The sequence below is a fragment of the Actinoplanes sp. NPDC051859 genome (assembly GCF_044452725.1).
Classification (GTDB): domain Bacteria; phylum Actinomycetota; class Actinomycetes; order Mycobacteriales; family Micromonosporaceae; genus Actinoplanes.
This window is the reverse complement of the sequence record NZ_JBITBX010000003.1, coordinates 406411-429886: the sequence shown is the minus strand read 5'-3', so window position 1 is coordinate 429886 and position 23476 is coordinate 406411. Positions and strand designations below refer to the sequence as shown.

The 23476-nt window shown below is 68.9% G+C and carries 21 protein-coding genes; 4 read left to right on the top strand and 17 right to left on the bottom strand.

All coding sequences use genetic code 11. The annotated features are described in order from the left end of the window. Positions 1-10: 10 nt before the first annotated feature. The 4 genes from ftsE to pruA form a co-directional block, all read right to left on the bottom strand. Positions 11-691 carry a cell division ATP-binding protein FtsE gene (gene ftsE / locus ACIA1L_RS09920; RefSeq protein ID WP_106128051.1) on the bottom strand — a complete coding sequence of 227 codons (681 nt, stop codon included), beginning with the start codon at positions 689-691 and terminating at the stop codon, positions 11-13. 152 nt (positions 692-843) lie between these two features. Next, positions 844-1956, bottom strand: coding sequence for a peptide chain release factor 2 (gene prfB, locus ACIA1L_RS09915; protein WP_396072219.1), 1113 nt, complete (start codon positions 1954-1956; stop codon positions 844-846). A gap of 67 nt (positions 1957-2023) precedes the next feature. Beyond that, positions 2024-2539 (bottom strand): PadR family transcriptional regulator, encoded by a 516-nt coding sequence (locus ACIA1L_RS09910; RefSeq protein WP_396072218.1) that lies wholly within the window; start codon positions 2537-2539, stop codon positions 2024-2026. A gap of 266 nt (positions 2540-2805) precedes the next feature. Then, positions 2806-4434: an L-glutamate gamma-semialdehyde dehydrogenase gene (gene pruA / locus ACIA1L_RS09905; protein WP_396072216.1), complete on the bottom strand. Its 1629-nt coding sequence runs from the start codon at positions 4432-4434 to the stop codon at positions 2806-2808. Between the two features lie 108 nt (positions 4435-4542). Here pruA and ACIA1L_RS09900 point away from each other — a divergent pair, with 108 nt between their 5' ends. Continuing rightward, the gene (locus ACIA1L_RS09900; RefSeq protein ID WP_396072215.1) at positions 4543-5622 is read left to right on the top strand and encodes a hypothetical protein; all 1080 of its coding nucleotides are present in this window, start codon (positions 4543-4545) and stop codon (positions 5620-5622) included. Between the two features lie 12 nt (positions 5623-5634). On the opposite strand, the gene ACIA1L_RS09895 is transcribed toward ACIA1L_RS09900, so the two are convergent. Further along, positions 5635-6138, bottom strand: a complete 504-nt coding sequence (locus ACIA1L_RS09895; RefSeq protein ID WP_396072466.1) for a DUF6912 family protein — start codon at positions 6136-6138, stop codon at positions 5635-5637. 179 nt (positions 6139-6317) lie between these two features. On the opposite strand from ACIA1L_RS09895, the gene ACIA1L_RS09890 reads away from it, so the two are divergent. Next, positions 6318-6545: a helix-turn-helix transcriptional regulator gene (locus ACIA1L_RS09890; protein ID WP_396072214.1), complete on the top strand. Its 228-nt coding sequence runs from the start codon at positions 6318-6320 to the stop codon at positions 6543-6545. 292 nt (positions 6546-6837) lie between these two features. Further along, positions 6838-7434: an Rv3235 family protein gene (locus tag ACIA1L_RS09885; RefSeq protein WP_396072465.1), complete on the top strand. Its 597-nt coding sequence runs from the start codon at positions 6838-6840 to the stop codon at positions 7432-7434. 68 nt (positions 7435-7502) lie between these two features. Here ACIA1L_RS09885 and ACIA1L_RS09880 read toward each other — a convergent pair whose 3' ends face one another. Continuing rightward, positions 7503-7700, bottom strand: coding sequence for a hypothetical protein (locus ACIA1L_RS09880; protein WP_396072213.1), 198 nt, complete (start codon positions 7698-7700; stop codon positions 7503-7505). A gap of 524 nt (positions 7701-8224) precedes the next feature. Beyond that, entirely contained in the window at positions 8225-11119 is a 2895-nt protein-coding gene (gene secA, locus ACIA1L_RS09875) for a preprotein translocase subunit SecA (RefSeq protein ID WP_396072212.1), read from the bottom strand. 304 nt (positions 11120-11423) lie between these two features. On the opposite strand from secA, the gene ACIA1L_RS09870 reads away from it, so the two are divergent. Beyond that, complete coding sequence (locus ACIA1L_RS09870) at positions 11424-12551, top strand: GNAT family N-acetyltransferase (protein WP_396072211.1); 1128 nt, start codon at positions 11424-11426, stop codon at positions 12549-12551. A gap of 211 nt (positions 12552-12762) precedes the next feature. On the opposite strand, the gene hpf is transcribed toward ACIA1L_RS09870, so the two are convergent. The 10 genes from hpf to ACIA1L_RS09820 form a co-directional block, all read right to left on the bottom strand. Further along, the gene (gene hpf / locus ACIA1L_RS09865) at positions 12763-13380 is read right to left on the bottom strand and encodes a ribosome hibernation-promoting factor, HPF/YfiA family (RefSeq protein ID WP_396072210.1); all 618 of its coding nucleotides are present in this window, start codon (positions 13378-13380) and stop codon (positions 12763-12765) included. A 195-nt stretch (positions 13381-13575) separates the two neighbouring features. After that, positions 13576-14409 (bottom strand): ComF family protein, encoded by an 834-nt coding sequence (locus ACIA1L_RS09860; protein ID WP_396072208.1) that lies wholly within the window; start codon positions 14407-14409, stop codon positions 13576-13578. Between the two features lie 107 nt (positions 14410-14516). Next, positions 14517-16367, bottom strand: coding sequence for an LpqB family beta-propeller domain-containing protein (locus ACIA1L_RS09855; protein ID WP_396072206.1), 1851 nt, complete (start codon positions 16365-16367; stop codon positions 14517-14519). After that, complete coding sequence (mtrB, locus tag ACIA1L_RS09850; protein WP_396072464.1) at positions 16364-18145, bottom strand: MtrAB system histidine kinase MtrB; 1782 nt, start codon at positions 18143-18145, stop codon at positions 16364-16366. Before mtrB ends, ACIA1L_RS09855 begins: the two co-directional genes overlap by 4 nt. 49 nt (positions 18146-18194) lie before the next feature. Continuing rightward, the gene (mtrA, locus tag ACIA1L_RS09845) at positions 18195-18884 is read right to left on the bottom strand and encodes an MtrAB system response regulator MtrA (protein ID WP_396072205.1); all 690 of its coding nucleotides are present in this window, start codon (positions 18882-18884) and stop codon (positions 18195-18197) included. Positions 18885-18941: 57 nt separating this feature from the next. Beyond that, entirely contained in the window at positions 18942-20192 is a 1251-nt protein-coding gene (efeB, locus tag ACIA1L_RS09840) for an iron uptake transporter deferrochelatase/peroxidase subunit (protein ID WP_396072204.1), read from the bottom strand. A 2-nt stretch (positions 20193-20194) separates the two neighbouring features. Further along, a complete protein-coding gene (efeO, locus tag ACIA1L_RS09835; protein WP_396072202.1) occupies positions 20195-21337 on the bottom strand; it encodes an iron uptake system protein EfeO in 1143 nt (380 codons plus the stop codon). Positions 21338-21349: 12 nt separating this feature from the next. After that, positions 21350-22213: an iron uptake transporter permease EfeU gene (gene efeU, locus ACIA1L_RS09830; protein WP_396072201.1), complete on the bottom strand. Its 864-nt coding sequence runs from the start codon at positions 22211-22213 to the stop codon at positions 21350-21352. A gap of 127 nt (positions 22214-22340) precedes the next feature. Beyond that, positions 22341-22535 carry a DUF397 domain-containing protein gene (locus tag ACIA1L_RS09825; protein ID WP_396072200.1) on the bottom strand — a complete coding sequence of 65 codons (195 nt, stop codon included), beginning with the start codon at positions 22533-22535 and terminating at the stop codon, positions 22341-22343. Positions 22536-22585: 50 nt separating this feature from the next. Next, entirely contained in the window at positions 22586-23431 is an 846-nt protein-coding gene (locus tag ACIA1L_RS09820) for a DUF5753 domain-containing protein (protein WP_396072199.1), read from the bottom strand. Between the last annotated feature and the right edge of the window lie 45 nt (positions 23432-23476).

The window sequence follows — 23476 nt, the reverse complement described above, 5'->3', positions numbered from 1 at the left end:
CCCGGGTGGGCTAGCCGTAAACGCCGCGCGCCTGGTCGCGGACGATCCGGCCGCTCTCGATCTCGATGACCCGACGGCGCATCTGGTTGACGATGTTGGAGTCGTGCGTCACCATCACGACCGTCGTGCCGGTCCGGTTGATCCGGTCCAGCAGGCGCATGATCTCGATGGACGTGTCCGGGTCGAGGTTGCCCGTGGGCTCGTCCGCCAGCAGGATCAGCGGCCGGTTGACGAACGCCCGCGCCACCGCGACACGCTGCTGCTCACCACCGGACAGCTCGTGCGGGTAGCGGTGCTCCTTGCCGCCCAGGCCGACCAGCTCCAGCACCTCGGGCACGACCCGACGGGCCACGGCCTTGGTCTTGCCGATCACCTCGAGCGCGAACGCCACGTTCTCGTACGCAGTGCGGTTGGGCAGCAGGCGGAAGTCCTGGAACACGCAGCCGATCGAGCGCCGGAAGTGCGGGATCTTCCAGGACCGCATCGTGGTGACGTCCTTGGAATTCACCACCACCTTGCCGCGCGAGGGAGCCACCTCGTGCAGCAGGAGCTTGATGATCGTCGACTTGCCGGAACCGGAGGGGCCGATGAAGAAGACGAACTCACCCTTCTCGATACCGACGCTGACATCGTCCAACGACGGCCGAGACGCCTTCGGATACGTCTTCGTCACGTTCTCGAGCTGAATCACGGGTGGAGAGTCTACGCGGTGTGACGAGTACGCCAAGCCCGCCGGTCGTCGGTTTTCGCGTCCACTCGGGCAGATCTTGGCGTCCGGGGGCGCAAGTTCCACCCTGGGTGAACGCCGCCTGACTCATCGTTCAGGCGGCGTGTCGCCAACGACTACTCGGCCTTCTGCGACTGCTTGCGCCAACGAATGCCCGCTTCGATGAACTCATCGAGCTCGCCGTCGAAGACCGACGACGGATTGCCCGTCTCCTGCTCGGTACGCAGGTCCTTCACCATCTGGTACGGGTGCAGCACATACGAGCGCATCTGGTCGCCCCACGAACCCGTGGTGTCCTGCTTGAGGCCGGCCATCTTGGCCTCCTCTTCCTGACGCTTACGCTCGAGCAGCCGCGCCTGCAGCACCCGCATGGCCGATGCCTTGTTCTGCAGCTGGGACTTTTCGTTCTGACACGTCACGACGATGCCGGTCGGAATGTGGGTCAGCCGCACCGCGGAGTCGGTGGTGTTGACGCTCTGCCCACCCGGTCCCGACGAACGGTAGACGTCGATCCGGATCTCGTTCTCCGGAATCTCGATGCTGTCGGTCTGCTCCACCACCGGCATCACCTCGACGCCGGCGAAGCTCGTCTGCCGCCGGCCCTGGTTGTCGAACGGGCTGATCCGCACCAGGCGGTGGGTGCCCGATTCCACGCTCAGCGTCCCGTACGCGTACGGCACCTTGACGGCGAAGGTGGCCGACTTGAGGCCCGCCTCTTCCGCGTAGGACGTGTCGTACACCTCAGTGGGGTAGCCGTGCCGCTCCGCCCAGCGCAGGTACATCCGGAGCAGCATCTCGGCGAAGTCGGCAGCGTCCACGCCGCCCGCGCCGGCCCGGATGGCAACGACGGCCTCCCGGGAGTCGTACTCGCCGGAGAGGAGGGTGCGGACTTCCATCTCCTCGATGGCCTTCTGCAGCTTGACCAGCTCGTCACCGACCTCGGTGACCGAGTCGTCGTCGCCTTCGGCCTCGGCCATCTCCAGCAGCAGGCCGGCGTCGTCGAGCCGGGCCCGGAGCTTCTCCATCTTCGAGATTTCGCCGGCGGCGTACGAGAGCCGGGAATTGACGTCCTGGGCCCGCGCCTGGTCGTCCCACAGATCGGGGGCGGAGGCCTGCTCCTCGAGCTCTGCACGCACCCGGCGCAGCTTGTCGAGGTCGAGCACATTCTCGATGTTGCGCAGGGTGGCGTCGAGCGCCTTGAGCTGTTCAGGAAAGTCGGCTGCACTCACGACGATTGAGAATACGCCGCCCGGCCCTTGTCGTGGCCGGGCGGCCTGTGCTGAGTGAATCGCACCGTCACTGAGCGGGCGCGGCCTTGAGCCAGGTCAGGGCAGCCTTGTGGTACGCGACCGCGAACTCCAGCGCGGCGGCGCCGTACGCGTCGCCCGCCTTCTTGGCCTCCTTGGCCTGCTCCTTAGCCATAGCCAAGGCCTCGGAGTGGTACTCGTTGGCGCCGGTGTAGAGCGTCTTGAGCTGGCCACCCGCGTGCTGCTCACCGAAGGCGACCCGCAGGGCGATCGGATTGCGGATGGCGTCGCGGCCGGGAGCTTCGGCGAGCCACTTGCTGAAGGCACGCTTACCGGACGCGGTGATGGCGTAGGGCTGACTGGACCGAGGTCCCGGCTTGCCGAGGCGGACGTAGCCCATCTCGGCGAGGACGGGGAGTTCGCGGTAGACCTGGCTCCGCGTCATCGACCAGTAGGGCCCGAGGCGACGTTCGGCAGCCGCCATGAGCTGTCCGCCGGTCATCGGCCCGTCATGCAGCAGGCCGAGCAGTGCGGCAGCCGTGGGATTGATTTGAGAGTCGGGCATGCCTTCTAAGCTGCCACTTTGTCGCTCTGGCGTCCAGGATTTCGCCCGATCCGTCCAATTTGCGTCTCCACAAGCGACTGTCCCGCACAGACAGTCCGACCACGAGGGTCGCGACCGGGCGTTTCGCCCTTGAGGACGGGTGTCGACCGGTAAAATGGAGCAGCAAAACGGTCAGACGGCGCTGCATGTCGAGAAGGCTCCCAAAGGCCGCGGATCGTCGTCGATTACTGTGCGGAAGAAAAGACGACGACCCGCGAACCGGACAATCAGCCCATGTGGGGATACTGCCACGCCGTCGGCGGCTCGAACGTCTCCTTGATCGTCCGCGGCGACACCCAGCGCAGCAGGTTCAGCATCGAGCCGGCCTTGTCGTTGGTCCCGCTGCCCCGCGCGCCACCGAACGGCTGCTGGCCGACGACCGCACCCGTCGGCTTGTCGTTGATGTAGAAGTTGCCGGCCGCGTTGCGCAGAGCACCCGCCGCCCAATCCACGACCTTCCGGTCGTCGGCGAAAATAGAGCCGGTCAGTGCATAGGGCGAAACCGACTCCGCCTGCGCCACCGCGCCCTCGAAGTTGTCGTCCTCGTAGACGTGCACCCCGAGAATCGGGCCGAAGTATTCCGTGGTGAACACCTCGTGCGCCGGATCGGTCGACTCCACCAGCGTCGGCGCCACGAACCAGCCCTCGCTGTCGTCCGCGGTGCCACCGGCCAGCACGGTGCAGGAGGCGCTGTTCTTGATCCGGTCCAGGGCCTCCGCGTGCTTGGCGAACGCCCGGCCGTCGATCACCGCGCCGCCGAAGACGGACAGATCGGTGACGTCGCCGTACTTGATGGAGGCCACTGTCGCCGCAAGCCGGTCCCGCAGGCCGCCATCCCAGATGCTCCGCGGAATGTACGCCCGGGACGCCGCCGAGCACTTCTGGCCCTGATACTCGTAAGCTCCCCGCACCAGCGCGGTGTGCAGCGCATCCGCGTCGGCACTGGCGTGCGCGAACACGAAGTCCTTGCCGCCGGTCTCGCCGACCAGCCGCGGGTACGACCGGTAGCGGTCGATGTTGCTGCCCACTTCGCGCCACAGGTGCCGGAACGTGCCGGTCGAGCCGGTGAAGTGGATGCCGGCCAGGTCCGGGTCGGCCAACACCACATCGGAGACCGCGATGCCATCGCCGGTGACCATGTTGATGACACCAGCGGGCAGGCCGGCCGCCTCGAACAGCCGCATGGTGAAGTGCGCCGAGAACTGCTGGGTCGGCGACGGCTTCCACACCACCGTGTTGCCCATCAGCGCGGGCGCCGCCGGCAGGTTGGCCGCGATCGCGGTGAAGTTGAACGGCGTGATCGCGTAGACGAAGCCCTCGAGCGGCCGGTGGTCGAAGCGGTTCCAGATGCCCGGCGCCGACTGCGGCTGCACGCTGAGGATCTGCTCACCGAAGGCCACGTTGAAGCGCAGGAAGTCGATCAGCTCACACGCGGCGTCGATCTCGGCCTGCTGCGCCGACTTCGACTGGCCGAGGATCGTGGCAGCGTTCAGCGTGTCCCGCCAGCCGCCCGCGAGCAGCTCAGCGGCGCGCAGGAACACCGCGGCCCGCTCGCTGTAAGGCAACGCGCGCCAGCCCGGAGCAGCGCGCTTGGCCGCCGCCACCGCTGCCGCGGCGTCCTCGTGGGTCGAATTGCCCGTGACACCGAGCACGTGGTGGCGGTTGTGCGGCTGCACGACGTCGATCCGGTCGCCGCCGCCCATCCGCTGCACGCCGTCGATCGTGTTGGTCAATTCCAGGCGCTCGGCCGCCAAAGCCTCGACCCGTGCTTGCAGCGAGATGCGCTCCGGGCTGCCGGGCGCATATCCGCGAACGGGCTCATTCCGCGGCACGGGCACGGAAAAGTGGGCGTCCATCACGTACTCCTCGACTTTGAGGGGGCAACTGGGGTCCATCCTCACACACCGGGGCAGCCCCCTCCGGGGCCTCGAAGCCGCCTGTGGATAACGCGTACGCTGAGGCCCATGAGTGAGGTGGACAGCGAGGTCAGGACGGGCGAAGCCGCCCAGGACGGGCCGGAACGGGCGGGTTCGTCGGGCCTCATCCTGGCGGCTGCAGCCCTGCTGTGGATGGCCGCGATGCTGCGGTCGGCGTGGGCCACCATCACCGGCCAGGACGATGTTGCGATGGAGGTCACCTCCACCGCGTACGCCATGCCCGGCGCGGTTTCCGCAAGCCTCGTCGCGGGCGCGGCCGTCGCGCTCGCCGTCCGCGCCTTCCTCACCCGCGGCGGCCGCGACCCGGGCGCCACCGTCCGGTCCATCCTCACCACCGGAGCCGGCCTCGGCATCGGCCTGCTGGGCGCCCTCCCGATCTTCATGATCAACGTTGAGGGCTGGATCTACGCCGTCGTCGCCGGCACCATCGCCGCCGCCGCGACCATCGGCGGCGCACTCGCCAGCTTCCGGCACACCCGAGTGGTCGCCGCTGCCGGCGCCGGAGCGATCGCCGCATTCCTCGTCGGCGTGCTGCTCGCCTTCGTGCAGGACGACCTCCTGCCCGCCCTCGGCGCGGGCAACACCGCGGCCTCCCAGGCCAGCGCGGCGGGCAACTTCAGCCTCGTCCAAGGCGTCCTCGGCGGCCTCGCGGCCGGCCTCGTCGCCTACCGCGTGCTGCGCCGCGCCCGCCGCCGCAGCGGCACAGAGCTGAAATGGCCGCTCTACACCCTGGCCGGCGCCGGACCGGGCCTCCTGCTGGTCATCGCAGAGATTCTGACGCGTACGGCCGGAGCCCGCGTCCTCGAACTCGCCGGCAAGGTCAGCGAGCTGGAGCTGACCGTGCAACGGATGCTCAGCGGCTCGCGGCTCAACGTCGGGCTGATCGTGCTCTTCGTCGGCGCTTTCACCGCCATGGTGGCGGTGGGGCGGTCAATGGGCACTCCGAACTCCGCCGATCCGGCCGGGGCTGCCGCGCCCGACTCGGATGCAGCTGCCGAACCGCTCGACCCCGCCTCGACGAGCCCGAAACCCGCTTCAATCGGGACGGACGCCGCCCCGGTGGGGATGGATCCCGACGAGATTGAGCGCCGGGCGCGGGCCGACTGAACGGCTGCGGGGTTAGATCAGTTCGCCGAGTTCGCTCACTGCGTACCACTCGAGTTCGTGATCCTCGGCCCCGTCCACGGTGAACTGGGCATCCGCGTCACCCGCCAGCGCCGCTTCCACCGCGTCCACGGCCGCGCCCACTACTTCGGCGGCGTCCGTGCTGTCCACGTGGACAGCGGCGACCTCTTTGAGGGAGAGGGTCTGAGGCAGTCGCACCAGGCTCGTCCCCAACTCGCCGCTCTCCCGCGCCACCCGTGCGGCCGGCACGTCGGCGGAAACCACGACGCGTCGACGTGCGGCCGCCGGGTCGTGGTGGAGCAGTTGGAGGGCGGTCTGGGCTGCGCGGGTGAAGGCGACGTATTCCAGCTCCTCTTCGTCGCCTTCGGCGTACCACTCCCGCAGCGACGGCGTCACGGCATGGGCCACCAACTCGCCGTTGCCCAGACTGCCGGAATCGCGAAGAACGGCCAGCATGGGCACGGTGGCGGGCACATAGACCCGGACCACATCGGTGATCGGCACTCTCATCCCCCTGGGCAGCTCAACCGTCCCTGTAGTACACCGCCGCGCACGCTACCGGACGGTCTCTTCCCCCGCTCATGCCGTCGGCCCACTCCACCGACATCTATCGGCTGTCGGAGGCAAACGGTGGCAAACTAAGGTTCGTTCACCCAGACCAATGACCGGAGGCGCCCATGGAGGCCAGGTTCCTGCTGCTGTCCGACGTGGCCGCCGAACTCAGCGTGTCCGACTCGCAGGTCTACCACATGGTCCGCAGCGGAGAACTCCCCGCCATCAAGATCGGCGGCCGCGGCCAATGGCGAGTGGAGCGGGCGAAACTCGAGGAATACATCGCACTGAAATACGCGGAGACGGCAGCCTGGGTCCAGGACAACCCCCTCACCGACCGCGACCCCGACTGATCCCGGTTATCCACAGGCCCTCAATCTGACATTGACGCCCCTCAACGTCCGGACCACACTGGCTATCGAAGGCAAACGGAGGCAAACGCAAGAATCGGGGTGCTCTGTGACGACAGTCGAAGTGGAAAAGCGCCGAACAGCACCGGCAGTCCGGCTGCGTCCAGCACCCCGGTGCGAGCCGCCCTTCGACGACGAACACGAGCCGGCCTCCCGGTCCAACCCGCACCAACTGGCCTTGAGCTGGACCCGTCCCCGCTCGCCCGCGACAACACCGGCCCTCTCCCCCATCACGATGCCGGCGTCAGCCTCATCCCTCACCACAGCGCCATCGGTGTCAGCCTCACCCCTCACCACAGCGCCATCGGTGTCAGCTTCGTCCCGCACAGACACGCCGCCGACATCAGGCCTGCCCACCGCCATGACGCCGGCGTCAGCGCCATCCCCGACACCGGCGTCGGCGCTCCCTCGTGTTCAGCTCACGGCGCCGACCGGGCTATCCCCCGATGCGAGGCTTGCGGTTCGCAGGTTCGTGAACTCCTGCGTCGAGGTCCTGAACGGGTATCGCCCCGCAGCCCACCTCCGCAAACTCGCCAAGCCTCGCGAAGCCGCCGCAGTCGTGGCCCAGGGCGTCGCGGCGGCCAACAAGATCACACAGGCCCGGAAGGCAGCCCACGCTCGCCGCCAGCCGCCACACCGACCGTCCCGCACCAACGCCCGGCAATATCGCCCAGCCCCCGTGGCAGTGCTCTGCTCCAGCGTCTGCGAGCCCCGACCAGGCGCAGTGGAGGCCGCCGTCGTCCTGATAGTCGGCGACCGCACCCTAGCCATGGCATTCCGCCTGGAGCTGGAGGGCGATGCCTGGCTGGCAACCGTCTTCCACTTGATCTGACCCCACGGCGAGCCCGCCCCTGGAGCAGCCACAGGCGGCGGGTCACCCTCAGCCGCCTAGCTGAGTGCTCACGTCGTGAGCGGTCCACCTTCGACGCCAGAGAACCAATGGTGGTGGGGGACCGGCACCGGCGGAAGGTCGTCACGAATCCAGCCCATCGCGTCGGCCAGGTCAGCGATCACCGCACCGTCAACGTGCTTCTCGAAACGGAGGGCGAACGGCTCGGCCCCGGCCACGTATCGGGCTTCGGCCTCCGCACGGGTCATTCGACCACGCTCGCGAAGGCGGGGCCGGCCGCGGCGATGATGTGGTGCACGAAGTCCCGCTGCGGGGCGGACCACCTGTCGTTGTCGAGCGCGAATGCCCGTTCTGATGACTGAGCCCGGCCCGAGCATCGGGCCAACCAGCACGCAACCAGGCCCGGACGGACTGCGATGACGTGCCACCGTCGGGCTGGCGCAGGCGGGCGTTGGATCGGAGGATTCGGCGCGGCTCCTGCTGGCTCCGCCCAGTGTGCAACCAAGCAAACAGCGTCCGACCCAGGTGAGTCCGGGCCGCGCTCGCGCAGCCTCGCCGCCACATAGTTCTTCAACCACGTCCTGCGGCTGTCATGGGATGCCGGAAAGTGTGTCCGCCACGGCAGCTCAGCCGACGCGGTGCAGCATCAGGGCGTCGAACGGTGCGGCGCCCGTCCGAGCGGCGGACGCTCTGAGGCCGCGAGGGCCGGCTGACGCAACACCCGCCCGTCGCGAAGCTGCTCGCGGCGGGCGGGTGTGACGTGCGGACGGGCTCAGACAGCGCCCGGGGCGCCGTGGCAGCGCTTGTATTTCTTGCCGGAGCCGCAGTAGCAGGGGGCGTTGCGGGACGGGCCATTGCTGGCCTCGGCCTGGCCGGAGTTGGCCGCGGCGCGGTGGGCGCCGGTGTGGGCCGGGCTGGCCGGGACGACCGGGGCTGCGCCGCCGCCGAGGCCGAGTGCGGGAGCCTGCGGGGCTTGCTGGATCTGCGGGGCGCCCGCGCCGGCTTCGCCGTCGATGGTGGGCGCGGTGTACTGCAGGTTCTGCGGGCGACGGTTGCCGCCGAGGCCCTTGGCGCGGACCTCCACGTGCTGGTCGGGCTCGTCGTCCTTGGGCAGCGCGCGGGCCTGGGACGGGTCGACGGTGACCGAGGGGGCCTCCTCGACCTGAACTTCCAGGTTGAAGAGGAAGCCGACCGCCTCCTCCTTGATGCCCTCCATCATCTGGTTGAACATGTCGAAGCCCTCGCGCTGGTACTCGACGACCGGGTCGCGCTGGGCGTACGCCCGCAGGCTGATGCCTTCCTGCAGGTAGTCCATCTCGTAGAGGTGCTCGCGCCACTTGCGGTCGATGACGGCGAGCAGGACCTGGCGTTCGAGCTCGCGGACCGCCTCTTCGCCCAGCTCGTCCTCGCGGGCCTGGTACGCCCGCTGGGCCTCTTCCTTGATCCGGGCGATGAGGAATTCCTGGTCGAGGCTGCTGCGCTCGCCGCCGGCTTCCTCGATGATGTCCTCGATGGTGCGGCTCAGCGGGAACAACCGCTTGAGGTTGGTCCACAGCTGCTCGAGATCCCAGTCCTCGCCGTACCCCTCGGAGGTGGCGGCCGTGACGTAGTCGGCGGCCACGTCGTCGATCATGTGCTGGGCCTGGTCGTGCATGTCCTCGCCGTCGAGCACCCGCTTGCGCTCGGCATAGATGACCTGGCGCTGCTTGTTGAGCACCTCGTCGTACTTGAGGACGTTCTTTCGGATCTCGGCGTTCTGGGCCTCGATCTGGGTTTGGGCGCTGCGGATCTGGCGGGTCACCATCTTCGACTCGATGGGGACGTCCTCCGGGATGTTGAAGCGGTCCATGACCGCCTCGACCGCGCCGGCGCGGAAACGCTTCATCAGGTCGTCCTGCAGCGACAGGTAGAACCGGGACTCGCCCGGGTCGCCCTGGCGGCCGGAGCGGCCGCGCAGCTGGTTGTCGATGCGGCGGGAGTCGTGACGCTCGGTGCCGAGCACGTAGAGGCCACCGGCGGCGATGACCTCGGCCGCTTCCTCTTCGCACGCTTCCTTGACCGACGGCATGACCTCTTCGAGGGCCTTGGCGTACTCCTCGGGGTTCTCCACCGGGTCGAGGCCGCGCTGGTGCAGCTCGGCGGCGGCCGCGAACTCGGGGTTGCCGCCGAGCAGGATGTCGGTGCCGCGGCCGGCCATGTTGGTGGCGACCGTGACGCCGCCCTTGCGGCCGGCCTGCGCGATGATCTGCGCTTCCTGGGCGTGGAACTTGGCGTTCAGCACGCTGTGCGGGATGCCGCGGCGGCGCAGGAGCTGCGAGAGGATCTCGGAATTCTCGACCGAGACGGTGCCGACCAGGACGGGCTGGCCGGTGGCGTGCCGCTCGGCGATGTCCTCGATGACCGCGTTGAACTTGGCCTTCTCGGTCTTGTAGATGACGTCCGGGTGGTCGACGCGGATCATCGGCCGGTGCGTCGGGATGCTCACGACGCCGACCTTGTAGACCTGGTTGAACTCGCCGGCCTCGGTCTGCGCGGTACCGGTCATGCCGCCGAGCTTGTTGTAGAGGCGGAAGTAGTTCTGCAGGGTGATGGTCGCCAGGGTCTGGTTCTCCTGTTTGACCTCCACCCCTTCCTTCGCCTCGATGGCCTGGTGCATGCCCTCGTTGTAGCGGCGGCCGTGCAGGATGCGGCCGGTGAACTCGTCGACGATCAGGACCTCGCCGTTGTCGTCGACGATGTAGTCCTTGTCCCGCTTGTAGAGCTCCTTGGCCTTGATGGCGTTGTTCAGGTAGCCCACGAGCGGGGTGTTCACCGACTCGTACAGGTTGTCGATGCCGAGGCGGTCCTCGACCCGGGAGACGCCGCGCTCGGTGATGGCGACCGTACGCTTGGCCTCGTCTACCTCGTAGTCGCCCTCGCCGTCCTTGCCCTTCTGCAGGCGGCCGACCAGGGCGGCGAACTCGCCGTACCAGCGGGCGGAGTGCTCGCCGGGGCCGGAGATGATCAGCGGGGTGCGGGCCTCGTCGATGAGAATCGAGTCGACCTCGTCCACGATCGCGAAGTTGTGCCCGCGCTGCACCAGCTCGCCGGCCGACCACGCCATGTTGTCGCGCAGGTAGTCGAAGCCGAACTCGTTGTTGGTGCCGTACGTGATGTCGCATTCGTACGCTGCGCGGTGCTCGGCGGCCGGCCGGTTGGGCAGGATCACGCCGACGGTGAGGCCGAGGAAGCTGTGCACCCGGCCGACCCACTCGGCGTCGCGTTGGGCGAGGTAGTCGTTCACCGTGATGATGTGCACGCCCTCGCCGCTGAGCGCGTTGAGGTACGCCGGGAAGACGCCGGTCAGGGTCTTACCCTCACCGGTCTTCATCTCGGGGATGTTGCCGAAGTGCAGCGCGGCGCCACCCATGAGCTGGACGTCGTACGCACGCTGGCCGAGCACTCGGCGCGCACCCTCGCGAGCGACCGCGAACGCCTCGACCATCAGGCTGTCGAGCGACTCGCCATCGGCGACGCGTTCCTTGAACTGGTCGGTGTGCGCCCGCAACTCGTCGTCGGTGAGGTCGGTGTACTCGTCCTCGATCGAGTTGACCGCATTGGCGATCGCCTTGAGGCGGCGCACCATGCGGCCTTCACCGGCACGAAGGACTTTTTCCAAAATCGACACGGGTCAACGCTCCCCTAGACGGTCTGCCGAACCATCGTAGGCGTCCGCCGGGCGGCGCCGTGACCCGAGCCTCCCAGTAATCTCGCGAAAGGGACGAAATAGGGCGGGGAGTTCGCTGACAGCGCATCTTTGCCGGCGCCGCAACCTGGCGGCGGCCCCGAGCGTCGGACGCGCCGGAGCACCGCGTGCACGGTAGTGACCCGCAGATGAGGCAAGGTGCGAAGCGCGGCGGGACGGTCGGGCGTGTCACCGACCCCGTGACAGGCTGCGCAGTGAGGAAAGGGCTGGTGGGATGGAGACGAACGTGCCGGTGATCCCGGGCGACGGCGTGCGGCTGCGAGGGCTGCGGCCGGAGGATCTGGACGATCTGCTGATCGCCTGCAACGAGCCGGACATGCACCGGTTCATGACGGCACTCCCGATGCCCTTCACCCGGGCCGACGCCGAGGACTTCTTCCACCTGGTCGCCCCGCGCATGTTCGCCGAGGGCGGCGGGTTCTACGCGGTCGCCGACCCGGTCACCGACCGGCTGCTCGGCGGCGCCGGCCTCGACCGGTTCCAGCCCGGCCGCGCCCAGGCCGAGATCGGCTACTGGACCGGGCCGTGGGCACGGCACCGCGGCGTCGCTACCGCGGCGGTCAGTGCGCTTTGCGCGTACGCGATGACGTCGGGAATTGCCCGCCTGGAGTTGCTCACCCACCGCGAGAACGCAGTGAGCCAGCGGGTTGCCCTCGCCGCCGGCTTCAAGCCCGAGGGGGTACGCCGGGACGCGCTGCCCGGCCACGACGGCGCCCGAGCGGACGCGCTGGCCTTCGCCCGCGTCGCCGGCGACCCGCCGGGGCCGGTCGAACGGCTCCTGCCCGACCTGCCCGGCGGCGAACTCACCGACGGCGTGGTGACCCTGCGCCCGCTGCGCGAGTCCGACCTGCCGTTCTATGCGGAACTGCACTCGCAGGAGGACGTCGTCGCGACGACCGTGCCACCGGTGCCGCCCAGCGCCGAAGAAATGCGCCGGCGCTGCGCATGGACCGCCTCGCATTGGCTCGCCGGCGACCGCGCAGACCTGGTCATCGTCGACACGGCCACGGGCACGCCCACCGGCGAGATCGGCCTCTACTACCAGGAGCCACGAACCGGCCAGGCCATGATCGGCTACAGCATGATGCCGGCCTGGCGAGGCCGCGGCTACCCCACCCGGGCAGCCCAGCTCCTATCCCTGTGGGCGTTCGCCGAAACCGGCATCGCCCGCCTCATCGCGGGCGCCCTACCGACAAACCTGGGCTCACAACGAGTCCTCGAAAAAGCCGGCTTCACCCGCGAGGCCTACCTACGCTCCCGCCTCCCCGGCGCCAACGGCCGCCGCACCGACGACGTCCAATTCGCCCTCCTAGCCGAGGACCTCCTCACCGAAGGCCCCCGCCTAGACGGCTAACGCCCAGCAACTGACGGGTATCCGAGAGCCCGCCATTTCCCCGCCCACATCCGCCATGGGTCCACGATGACCACCACGGATCCCGCCCGTCGGTGTCGAGGGCGGCGAAACGGACTAGGCGCAGCCGTGGTTCGTTTCGGTGTCCTCGACACCGACCCCCAGGGGCGGGATCCCCGCCGACCGAAGGGAGGCCATCAGCTCAGCCATCAGCTCAGCTAGCTTCGAGGCTGAGGATGCCGTAGTCGTAGCCGCGGCGTCGGTAGACGACGCTGGGCCGGCCGCTCTCCTTGTCGTGGAAGAGATAGAAGTCGTGGCCGACGAGCTCCATCTGGAAGAGAGCGTCGTCGACGGTCATCGGGTCCGCGGTGTGTTCCTTCTCGCGGACGATGCGCCACGGCTGGTTGTCGTCGTGCTCCGCCAGATCGGTCAGCACGGCGCCGTCCTCGACGGGCGGCGTGAGGCTCGGCAGGTCGGTGGGCAGGCCGGCGGTGGCGGCGGCCACGGAGACCGGTGCGTGCCGTCCGCGGTGCACCCGCCGTCGGTCGGCGGCACGGCGCAGGCGGCCGTCGAGCTTGGTGATGGCGATGTCCAGTGCGGCGTAGAAATCCTTGGCTGTGGCTTCGGCCCGGATGACGGGCCCCCGGGTCACGACCGTGATTTCGACGCGCTGGCAGTTGTCGGACTGCCGTGGGTTGCGCTCGTGGAACAACTCCACGTCGACCCGGATCAACTTCTGGTCGTAGCGCTCTACTTTTGCCAGCTTGTCGGCGACATGTTCCCGGTAGTGGTCGGGAACCTCTACGTTGCGGCCCTTGACGACAATGTCCACTCGTGACCTCCCCCAACGTTTGCACTTCGACGCGGTGGTGCGGGTTTCGGTGATGGCGGAGACCGCGGAGCGATCCCCACGTGGGTGACCGAAACGGCTTACGAGGACGGCTCCTTTCCGGTGCGGCGGGTCAGACTTGGTCGACTTCGCTCCGGTGGCGGGTAAGGCGGCGCGCTTACCCTCGTCACCATGACGCTAACCTGCTGACGCCCGCCCGTCACCCCTCGTTCGGGGAACGGATCCGGGGACTTTCGACGTGCTTACGCTCGCGGAAGCGGGCTCGCCCGGCGTCGGTCCGCGGCCGGCACGCCGCTGGGTCGCTGCCAGTACGCAAGCGCCCGCGACCTGCATGTCCGCCTCCCGGAGCCGGCTCGTCACCGCGGCCAGCGTGGCCCCTGTCGTGACGATGTCGTCGACCACTAACAGGGTGCCTCCGATCGTCGGTCGCCGCCGCGAAATACGGATCCGGGTCCTCCTGATTCGCAGGGAATTCTCAGCGGCCGTCGCCCGTTCGGCTACCGTCAGTAACGCGGAGTCAGGACGCGGCAGTGCTTGGAGCACCCGCACCGCCTCAGCCTGCCAACCGCCGGCTCGCAGCCGGCGCACGGCCTGTGCGCTCAGCCGCGCCATGTGGTCGCCGCCGCGCGCCCGGGCCGCACTCGCGGTCGACGGAACCGGCACGAGCGTCAGGGGTACGCCCCGATGTCCGCCCGCCCGCACCGCGGCCTCGACGACGGCCGACGCAAGCAAGGCCCCCAGCGGCCAGGCAAGTCGATGCCGCTGCCGCTCCTTGTATGCCAACAACGCGCCGCGTAGTGGCCCGCCGTAGCCGCCCACAGCCACACAGCGAGGCATTCCCGGCGGAGGTGGATCCGGCACTGTCGGGAACGGCCGCAAGGCTTCCAGTTCCGCCACACAGGCCTCGCAGGTGCCGTAGCGCAACTCGACCCGCTCCGCTGCGCACCCTGCGCAGGCGCTTGGCAGCACCAGGTCGGCGAGGTCGGCGCTGAGTCTGCTCGCCCACGTCATTGCGCATCCTCCCGCCCGGATGATGTCCAGGGTGTCGAGAAGACCACGCAGCCCTACCAGCCCGCAGCCCACGAATCAGCGGCTGTGGACAACCGGTAGGGCGACGGTCAGCGGAGGTAGAAGGGCGAGATGGGAGCCACTGCGGCGGGCGGGTCGGCCACCGGCGTGGCGAGGTCGGCAACGCCGATCCGCTCGGGTTCGGGCCCGATCAGGGCGTCATAGGCGGAGCCGTTCGCCATGTACTGCACGACGTCCGGGGAGGGCTTGTTGCTGGTGGGACTGACCGGATAGGCGGCGAGGTAGGTGACGGCGTCGGTGCCGATATCGGGCTGGGCCTGGCCGGAGCTGCCGTCGATCGTGGTGTCGACGATGGCGACGCGGTTCTGGCCGGTCAGCGTGCCGGCGACCAGGAGTGAGGTTTCGGTGCCCCAGTCGACCGCCGACATCGCTTGCAGGGCGGGAACCTGAACCCGGAAGTAGGCGGAGATGCGTGGCCCGTTGCCGTCCGCGGTCAGAGCCGCGAGGTAGAGACTGCCGCCGACCACCATGGCGACGCGGCGACCGTCCGGCGCGACTGCCACGGCGGAGATCCACCCCTGTGGGCCGGGCCAGGCGACCGGGCGTACGGCGGCGCCGTTCGCGGAGTAGCTGTAGAGCCGCCCGCCCACGGTGATCAGGCCGATGGCGCCGGTCTGTGCGTCGTCGGACGAGATGGCCCAGACGGGTTGACCAGGTGAGCCGCCCGGCAGGCTTACCCGGTGCAGCTTGGCTCGCTGGTCGATCGCGGCGGCGCCGACCTGCAGCACCTGCCGGTCCTTCTCGACGGTGACCAGGGCGGCGTACTGGCGGCGGAGCGGATCGTGGGCCAGGGCCGCAGCTTTGACGTTGCGGTTGGCTTCCGGCGGGATCACCGGGATCGGCTGCGGCGCGTTGGGGGACAGCGAGCGCCGATGGATCTGGCCGTTGTAGATCAGGAAGCGCTCGGGCGTGCTCGCCAGCTGCGACGACGGATTGCTGGAGAGGTAGTCGTTGCCGCCGTAATCGACCGGCTCCTGGTTGCCGATTCGCAGCTCGAGAACGTTGTCGGAAAGGTTGGCTCGCAGCGACCACATGAGTTGGCGCCGCAGCCGGTCCAGCGCATCGGGGTCGTCGGGCGGCACGACGGACTGCGGGTTGAGGTTGATCTGCAGTTTGCCGTTGCTGACGGCGGGGACGTTGCCGATCAGCTCCGTGCCTTCCGGGAGCGGCTCGACGATCTCGCTCAGCCAGCTCGGCGGGCCTTCGATGAGCCACTTGATGATCTGTTGCGGCTCCTGCTCCTTGGGCAGTTGCTTCGGCAGGTAACGGATGTCCGGCACGAGGGCGGTGTGTTCCCGGTTCCAGAAGTAGATCGTCCGGCGTTCGTAGAAATTGCCGAGCGCCTCGTCGCTGAGCAGTAGTACGGGTGGGGCTTTGGTGACGAACAGCCCGTCCTTGCCCGTGATCGTTCTGACCTCGAGCTTGTAGCGCGTGACACTCGCATCCGGCTCGGTGATCAGGCTGCCGTTGTGCATCAGCTTCCCGATTGTCCGCACCTCGAGGTCGACGTCACCGGTGGCGATCTCGACCAGGGGGGTGTCGACCAGGTGCACCACTTTGATCTCGTTGGGCGGCTTGAAGGTGGTGACCGCGGAGGGCGACAGAAACTCCTGTACCCGTTTGAACGCCTCGTTGAAATCGCCGACGGCGGCTTCGAGGTAATTCTTGACGAGGTCTCGTTGGTTGAGGCTGTCCGTGCGGGTACGCGGTGGAAGCGGCACATCGTCGTCGGAGGCGAATCCGATCGACGGTCCCGTGCCGATCTGCTTGACCTCGGTGTTGTCGGGGATGCCGCACCCGCCGGCAGCGGCCAGCACGGCGGCCAGCACGGCGGCGGTCAGGGCACCGGCGCGGCGGCGATTGGACGTGTTCAGCTTCATCGCCGCACCTCTGCAGGCTGATCGATGCTCGAACCGCCGGAGTCACCGTCGTCCGGCGTGGTCGGATCCGCGGTGCCGGAGTCGTTGTCAGGCGCCGCGGGCAACGCCACGCGGGCAGGACCGGCAGGCAGTGCGGCCAGGACGGGGATTTCCTCGTCGATGGCGCGGTCTCGAGGAATCAGCGGCAACGGGGCGGCGACGAGGCGATCGCCGGCGCGGACCGGGAGCGTCAGGCGGAACTGGGCGCCTCCGCCCGGTTCGCCCCAGGCTTCCAGCCAGCCGCCGTGCAGGCGGGCGTCCTCGACCGAGATGGACAAACCGAGTCCGGTGCCGCCGGTCTGCCGGGCGCGGGATGGGTCGGCGCGCCAGAACCGGTTGAAGACCAGGCGCTCCTCCCCCGGTTTCAGGCCGACGCCGTGGTCGCGCACGGTGACGGCTACGGCGGCCTCGTCGGTCGCCAGGGTGACCTCGACCGGCTTGCCCTCGCCGTGCTCGACAGCATTGCCCACCAGGTTGCGCAGGACGCGTTCGACCCGGCGGGGGTCGACCTCGGCGATGACCGGCGTCTCCGGCAGGCGCAGATCGATGGTGACGCCGACCCGCTCGGCCAGGCTGGCGAGCCGCTCCGCCACCCGCTCGACCACCGGCACCAGGTCGGTGTGCTCCGCATCGAGCGCGGCGAAACCCGCATCGAACCGGCTGATCTCCAGCAGGTCGGTGAGCAGGCTCTCGAACCGGTCCAGCTCGGCTTGCAGCAGCTCAGCGCTGCGCGCGACCGCCGGATCGAATTCGTCGCGCTCGGCGAAAATCAGGTCGGCGGCCATCCGTACGGTCGTGAGTGGCGTGCGCAGCTCGTGGGACACGTCGGAGGTGAACCGCCGTTGCAGCCGGGACATCTCTTCGAGGCGCACGATCTGGCGCTGGAGGTTGGCGGCCATCTGGTTGAAGGAGGCGGCGAGCAGGGCCAGATCGTCCTCGCCGGCCACCTTCATGCGTTGGTCGAGCAGCCCGGCGGAGAGCCGCTGGGCGGTGCGGGCAGCGATCCGGACCGGCGTCACCACCATGCGGGTGACCAGGCCGGCGACGGCACCGAGCAGGATGACCAGGGCGAAGCCGGTGATCAGAACGGTCGTCCGAATCTGGTCGGCGGCGCGGTCTTCGGTGGTCAACGGCACCAGGTAGTAGAGCTCGATGTGGCCGAAGCTGGTCGGCACGGGTGAGCCGTACACCAGGTATTTGGTCTGCTGGTCGCCGATGGTGGCGGTCCGGATCTGGTAAGCCACCATGCTGCGCCCGGAGACGTCCCGGACCAGCTCCGGAGTGATCAGGTCAGTGGTGTCGACCGTGGTGGAGGCGCGGGGCTTGAGCGTCGGGACGTCCGGGAAGCCGTCGGCGCGCAGCGCGACGATGGCGCCCCCGTTCTCGGCGGAGTCACCGTCCACGAGGCGGGCGACGGTGTTGCTGATGGTCGCCCGCAGCTGCGGGTCGCTCTCCTGCCGGTGCACGGTGAGCTGCCGGTACGCGTAGTCGACCTTGTTCTGCATCCGGGACTTGACCTCGTCCTCGGCGCGGTCGAGCAGAATGTTGGTGCTGCGGTCGGCGATGAACCAGCCGAAACCGCCGACCAGCGCGCTGGACGCGACGAGGGTGAGGGTGATGACCCGCAGGTGCAGGGAGCGCCGCCAGGCCCGGCGGCCGGGGGCGGAGACCCGCATCCCCCAGCGCACGGCGGCACGCCAGTACCGCCGCACCACTCTCAGGGTGCGGCGGATCGGCATCGGAAGCCAGGCGGGAGCACGCATCGGGGGCAAGGGTAGTCCCCGACGCTCAGCCGGTGCCCGCTTTGTAGCCGACGCCGCGTACGGTCAAGATGATCTCGGGCCGTTCCGGATCCGGCTCGATCTTGGCTCGCAGCCGTTGCACGTGCACGTTGACCAGCCGGGTGTCGGCGGCGTGCCGGTAGCCCCAGACCTGTTCGAGCAGGACCTCGCGGGTGAAGACCTGGCGCGGCTTGCGGGCGAGCGCGACCAGCAGGTCGAACTCCAGCGGCGTCAGCTTCACCTCCTCGCCGTCGCGGGTGACGGTGTGCGCGGGCACGTCGATGGTGATCTGGTTGCCGGGCGGGCCGATGGTCAGCAGCTCGGGGGCCGCGTCCTCGCCGCGGCGCAGGCGGGCCCGCATCCGCGCGACGAGTTCCTTGGGCTTGAACGGCTTGACCACGTAGTCGTCGGCGCCCGATTCGAGGCCGAGCACCACGTCGACGGTGTCGCTCTTGGCGGTCAGCATGACGATCGGGATACCCGACTCGGTGCGGATGGCCCGGGCGACGTCTATCCCGCTCATGCCGGGCAGCATGAGGTCGAGCAGGACGATGTCGGGCCGGTTTTCCCGGAACGCCGTGAGGGCCCGCTCACCGTCGGCCACGAAGGAAGGCAGGAAACCCTCGCTGCGCAGGACGATGCCGAGCATCTCCGCGAGGGCGGGGTCGTCGTCGACGACGAGTACGCGGGCTCTCATGCGATCCAATATTGCACTGTCCCCTTCCGGCCTGTGTGACCGGCCATAGGTGGCGCGTCAGGAGAACAGCGTCCGGCCCCAGAAGTCGCCCGTACCGGACACGCCGGGCGGGCACGCGAACAACCCGATCGACATCGGCTTGAGGTATTCGTTCATGTCGTCGTGCCGCGACATGTTGAGCTGTACGGGCACGAACTGCTTGCGTGGGTCCCGCTGGTACGCGATGAAGAACAGTCCTGCGTCGAGACGGCCGAGCCCGTCCGACCCGTCGACGTAGTTGTAGCCCCGACGCAGCAGTCGAGCCCCCGCATTGCTCTCCGGGTGCACGAGCCGTACGTGTGAGGTCTCCGGCAGCGCCGCGACCTTCGGCTCGTCGAATTCCGCCGTCATCCCGAGCGGCGCCCCGCTGCCCTTGTGCCGACCGACGATCGCCTCCTGCTCGGTCAGCGACGAGCGGTCCCAGGTCTCCACGATCATGCGGATCTTGCGGGTGACCAGGTAGGAGCCGCCGGTCATCCACTCCGGGCCGTCGCCGGCGCGCACCCAGAGGTGCTCGTCGAGCAGCTCGGGCTCCTCGAGCTTGAGGTTGGCGGTGCCGTCTTTGAAGCCGAAAAGGTTGCGCGGGGTGGCCTGGGTCCGCGATGTCGACGACGTACGCCCGAAGCCCAGTTGCGTCCACCGCACGCTGACGACGCCCATGCCGATCCGGGCCAGGTTGCGGATGGCGTGCACCGCCACCTGCGGATCGTTGGCGCACGCCTGCACGCACAGGTCGCCGCCGGAGATCCCGGCGTCGAGCATGTCGCCGGGGAAGTGGGGCAGGTCGTCGAGGGCCGGTGGGCGCTTCGCGGCGATGCCAAACCGGTCCCGGCCTTCGGCGTTGCGGAACAGCGTCGGGCCGAAGCCGATGGTCAGGGTCAGCCCGGACGGCGGCAGCCCGAGGGCTTCGCCGGTGTCGTCCGGCGGTGCCTCCGGCACGCCGTTGACCGCGCCGATCTCCCCCGCGTCCTGCCCGGCGGTCATCCGCGCGGCAGCGGCTGTCCAGTCCTTGAGCAGAGTGATGAGACGTTCGCGGTCCTTGGTGACGACGTCGAACGCGACGAAGTGCAGGCGGTCCTGGGCGGGGGTGACGATGCCGGCCTGGTGCGCGCCGGTGAAGGCGACCGCGCCTTCCGCCGGGTGTGGGGTGTCGTCGGCGGCCGCGCCGCGGACGAGGGCACCACCTACCGCGGCGGCGCCTGCTACTCCGGCTACGCCGACGCCGGCGAGCGCGATGGCTCGCCGGCGCGACACAGTGCTGTCACTCATGACTACTTCTTCGAGACGACCGCGGCGACCTTGGAGATCGGCTCGGCCAGCGCGTTGATGGCGTCCGACAGTTCTTTCAGGTCGGCCTTGCTCAGCTCGGTGTGCAGCTTCCAGCCGTCGCCGGCGCGGTGCTTGCCGAGCGCGGCGTCGACGTTGGCGAACTCGGTGTCCAGCGTCTTGACCAGGGCCGGGTCGCGCTCTTCCAGCACCGGGCGCAGCGCGGCGATGGCGGCCTTGGAGCCGTCGACGTTGGCGTTGAAGTCCCACAGGTCGGTGTGCGAGTAGCGGTCCTCCTCGCCGGTGATCTTGCCGGAGGCGACCTCGTCGAGCAGTTCCTTGGCGCCGTTGGCGAGGTTCAGCGGGGACAGCTTCTCGGCGTTGGCCTTGGCGACGATCTCCTTGACGTCAGCCAGCAGCTGGTCGGCGATCGGACCGTCCTTCGAGATGTCCGGCTTGGCGGCCCAGAGGTCCTTCTCGATCCGGTGGAAGCCGGTGAACGCCATGCCTTCCTCGACGACTTCCTCGCGGCCGTCGATCTTCGGGTCAAGGTCGCCGAAGATCTCCGCGACCGGCTCGATGCGCTCCCAGTAGGTGCGGGTGACCGGGAACAGCGCCTTGGCCTTGTCGACCTCGCCGGCCTTGACCGCGGCGACGAACTCCTCGGTCTTCGGCAGCAGCGCGGCGGTCTGGCTCTTCACATACCGCTGGTAGCTCTCGGTGGCCGCGAGCAGCTTGGCATCGGCGGTCAGCGGGGTGGCCGAGCCGGAGACGGTGAACGCGGCGCGGATGCCCTTGCCGATCATGCCGGGCTTGCAGGCCGTCTCGTACGAGCCGGCGGGCAGCTCGACGTGCAGCTCACGGGACAGGCCGGGGGCGATGTTCTCGACCTCACCCATGACCCGGTCGCCGGCCGCGTACACGTAGAACTCGGTGACCTTGTTGCCGCCGTTGGTGACCGAGAAGACGCTGGTGCCGGCCGCGGTGGTGGCGCGGGCGACCTCACAGGCCGTGTCGTTGGCCTTGACGGTGATCGGGCCGCCGGTGGCCGCCGCGGAACCGCTGTCGGCCTTGTCGGAGCTGCAAGCGACCAGGGCGCCGCCAACGAGGCAGGCCGTAGCCAGCGCGAGCAAAGGGGTGGTACGCATGGAACGGTTCTCCTACTGCTGAGGCGCGGACGCCGGGGCGGGGGTTTCAGGGGCCGGCGCCGGCGCTAAGGACTTGCGCGCGGGCCAGAGGAAGATCGCGAGCACGGGCAGCCCGTACGCGGCCCAGGCGACGGTTTCCAGCACCGACGCCGTGGGGGTGATGTTGAACATTCCGGAGAGCAGCGCGGTGTACCAGGCGCTGGGGTCGAGCACGCCGCTGATGTCGTACGCGAGGTTGTTGAGCCCCGGGAGGACGTTCGCTTCCTGGAAGTCGTGCACGCCGTACTTGAGGATGCCGGCGGCGACCAGGATGAGCAGGGCGCCGGTCCAGGTGAAGAAGAGCGTGAGGTTGATGCGCACGGCGGTCGCGTACATGAGCCAGCCGATGGCGACGGCCGAGACGATCCCGCCGATGAGCGAGATCAGCGGTCCGGAGCCGGCCGACGCGCCTTGCACGGCGGAGTAGAAGATCAGTGAGGTTTCCAGGCCCTCGCGGACGACAGCGAGGAAGGCCATCACGGCGACCGCGATCGACCCGACCTCCAGCGCCTCCTGCAGCTTGCCGCGCAGTTCGCCGGCGATGGACCGGGCGGCCCGACGCATCCAGAAGATCATCCAGGTGACGAAGCCGACGGCGAGCACCGAGGTGACGGCCTCGAAGAGCTCGCGGTGCTCGTACTTCTGCAGCAGCGTTGTGGAGGTGTAGCTGAGCAGCCAGCCGAAGAAGACGGAGAGCGCCACGGCCAGGCCTACGCCGGCCCAGACCTGGACGAGACGGTCCTTGCGGCCGGACTTCACCAGGAAGGCAACGAGGATGCTCACCACGAGTGTGGCTTCCAACCCCTCGCGCAGGCCGATGAGGTAGGTGGCGAGCATGGCACTCCGATTGCTAAGGCAGCCCTAAGTTAGGCTCGGCACACCTTAGTCACGGCGAACGCTGTCCCGTCAAGCCGCTCCCCGGTCGCCTCGATCACATCGGCAACCGGAAAGCGGCGACGCACAGTCAGCGGTCGTAGTCCCCTGCTCGGACTCCGGCGATGAACTCCGCCCACCCCCGGGTGCCGAACTCCAGCACCGGCCCGGAAACGTCCTTGGAGTCGCGGACGAAGACGGCCGGAACCGCCGGGGCGAACTCCACGCAGTGGCCCGCGGCGGCGCTGCGGCTGCTCTTGCGCCAGGTCAGGATGCGTTGCTGCATTGTCATGCCCTTTCACGGATGAACACTCATCCGTTTCAACGATGATCAAATCAGCGAAGTCCGTCGCCTGTTCGAGCGATGAGCTCCCGGGACGCCGCCACCGGCAGCGCCCGGCTCCGCAGATCGGCAAACGCATCCCGGTAGATCTGGACGTCACCATCCTTGGTGCGCAACTGGCCGCCGACCAGGTCCTCACTGTGCACGACAGGCATCCGACCATCCGCGAACTCGAAGATGAGAAACGCTTCACCCAGCGCAGCATGCGCGCCGGCGGAAAGCGGCAGCACCCGCAGCTCCACGTCGGGCCGACAACTCGCCTCGACCAGCCGCTCCAACTGCCGACGCAGCACATCACGGCCGCCCACCTCGCGGCGCAGCGCCGACTCGTCGAGAACGACACACAGCCGGGGCGGCGGCTCCCGGGTCAACACCTTCTGCCGGGCCATCCGCAGAGCGGTCCGCCGCTGCACCGTCTCGGGATCCTGCACGTCCGCGCCGACCTCGATGACCGCGTACGCGTACTCATCGGTCTGGAGGAGGCCCGGCACCACCTGGGCCTCCCACTCGCAGATCGCCGCGGCCTCGGCCTCGAAAGCGACGTATTCGTCGTAGCGCTCGGCGACCGACGACCGGTACGGCGCCCACCAGACCCGGGCACGCCCGCGACCGGCGAGGTCCCGCAACCGTGAGCGGTCCACGCCCTCCGGATCCAGCAACCGCAACAGTCGTTCCAGATCGGGGTCGCTGATCCCGGTCCGGGCGGTCTCGATCCGGCTCAATTTGGACTCTGACCAACCCAGCTCGCCGGCAACCTCGGCAGCCCGGCGCGCGCCCCGCAGTCGGCGCAGCTCGTCGCCCAGCTCCCGGCGCGCAGCCATCGATGTCGGTCTTGCCATGCGGCCCACGCTACCGGAAAAGTGCACTTGCAGATCTGGCACGAC

Bases quoted from the DNA above. Each gene is read 5' to 3' on its own strand.
- mtrA (WP_396072205.1), bottom strand. From the start codon at position 18,884: ATGAGAGCCCGCGTACTCGTCGTCGACGACGACCCCGCCCTCGCGGAG.
- efeB (WP_396072204.1), bottom strand. From the start codon at position 20,192: ATGAGTGACAGCACTGTGTCGCGCCGGCGAGCCATCGCGCTCGCCGGC.
- ACIA1L_RS09890 (WP_396072214.1), top strand. From the start codon at position 6,318: ATGGAGGCCAGGTTCCTGCTGCTGTCCGACGTGGCCGCCGAACTCAGC.
- efeO (WP_396072202.1), bottom strand. From the start codon at position 21,337: ATGCGTACCACCCCTTTGCTCGCGCTGGCTACGGCCTGCCTCGTTGGC.
- ACIA1L_RS09900 (WP_396072215.1), top strand. From the start codon at position 4,543: ATGAGTGAGGTGGACAGCGAGGTCAGGACGGGCGAAGCCGCCCAGGAC.
- ACIA1L_RS09855 (WP_396072206.1), bottom strand. From the start codon at position 16,367: ATGAAGCTGAACACGTCCAATCGCCGCCGCGCCGGTGCCCTGACCGCC.
- mtrB (WP_396072464.1), bottom strand. From the start codon at position 18,145: ATGCCGATCCGCCGCACCCTGAGAGTGGTGCGGCGGTACTGGCGTGCC.
- pruA (WP_396072216.1), bottom strand. From the start codon at position 4,434: ATGGACGCCCACTTTTCCGTGCCCGTGCCGCGGAATGAGCCCGTTCGC.
- ACIA1L_RS09820 (WP_396072199.1), bottom strand. From the start codon at position 23,431: ATGGCAAGACCGACATCGATGGCTGCGCGCCGGGAGCTGGGCGACGAG.
- ACIA1L_RS09885 (WP_396072465.1), top strand. From the start codon at position 6,838: ATGCCGGCGTCAGCCTCATCCCTCACCACAGCGCCATCGGTGTCAGCC.
- efeU (WP_396072201.1), bottom strand. From the start codon at position 22,213: ATGCTCGCCACCTACCTCATCGGCCTGCGCGAGGGGTTGGAAGCCACA.
- ACIA1L_RS09825 (WP_396072200.1), bottom strand. From the start codon at position 22,535: ATGCAGCAACGCATCCTGACCTGGCGCAAGAGCAGCCGCAGCGCCGCC.
- ACIA1L_RS09880 (WP_396072213.1), bottom strand. From the start codon at position 7,700: ATGACCCGTGCGGAGGCCGAAGCCCGATACGTGGCCGGGGCCGAGCCG.
- ACIA1L_RS09860 (WP_396072208.1), bottom strand. From the start codon at position 14,409: ATGACGTGGGCGAGCAGACTCAGCGCCGACCTCGCCGACCTGGTGCTG.
- ACIA1L_RS09910 (WP_396072218.1), bottom strand. From the start codon at position 2,539: ATGCCCGACTCTCAAATCAATCCCACGGCTGCCGCACTGCTCGGCCTG.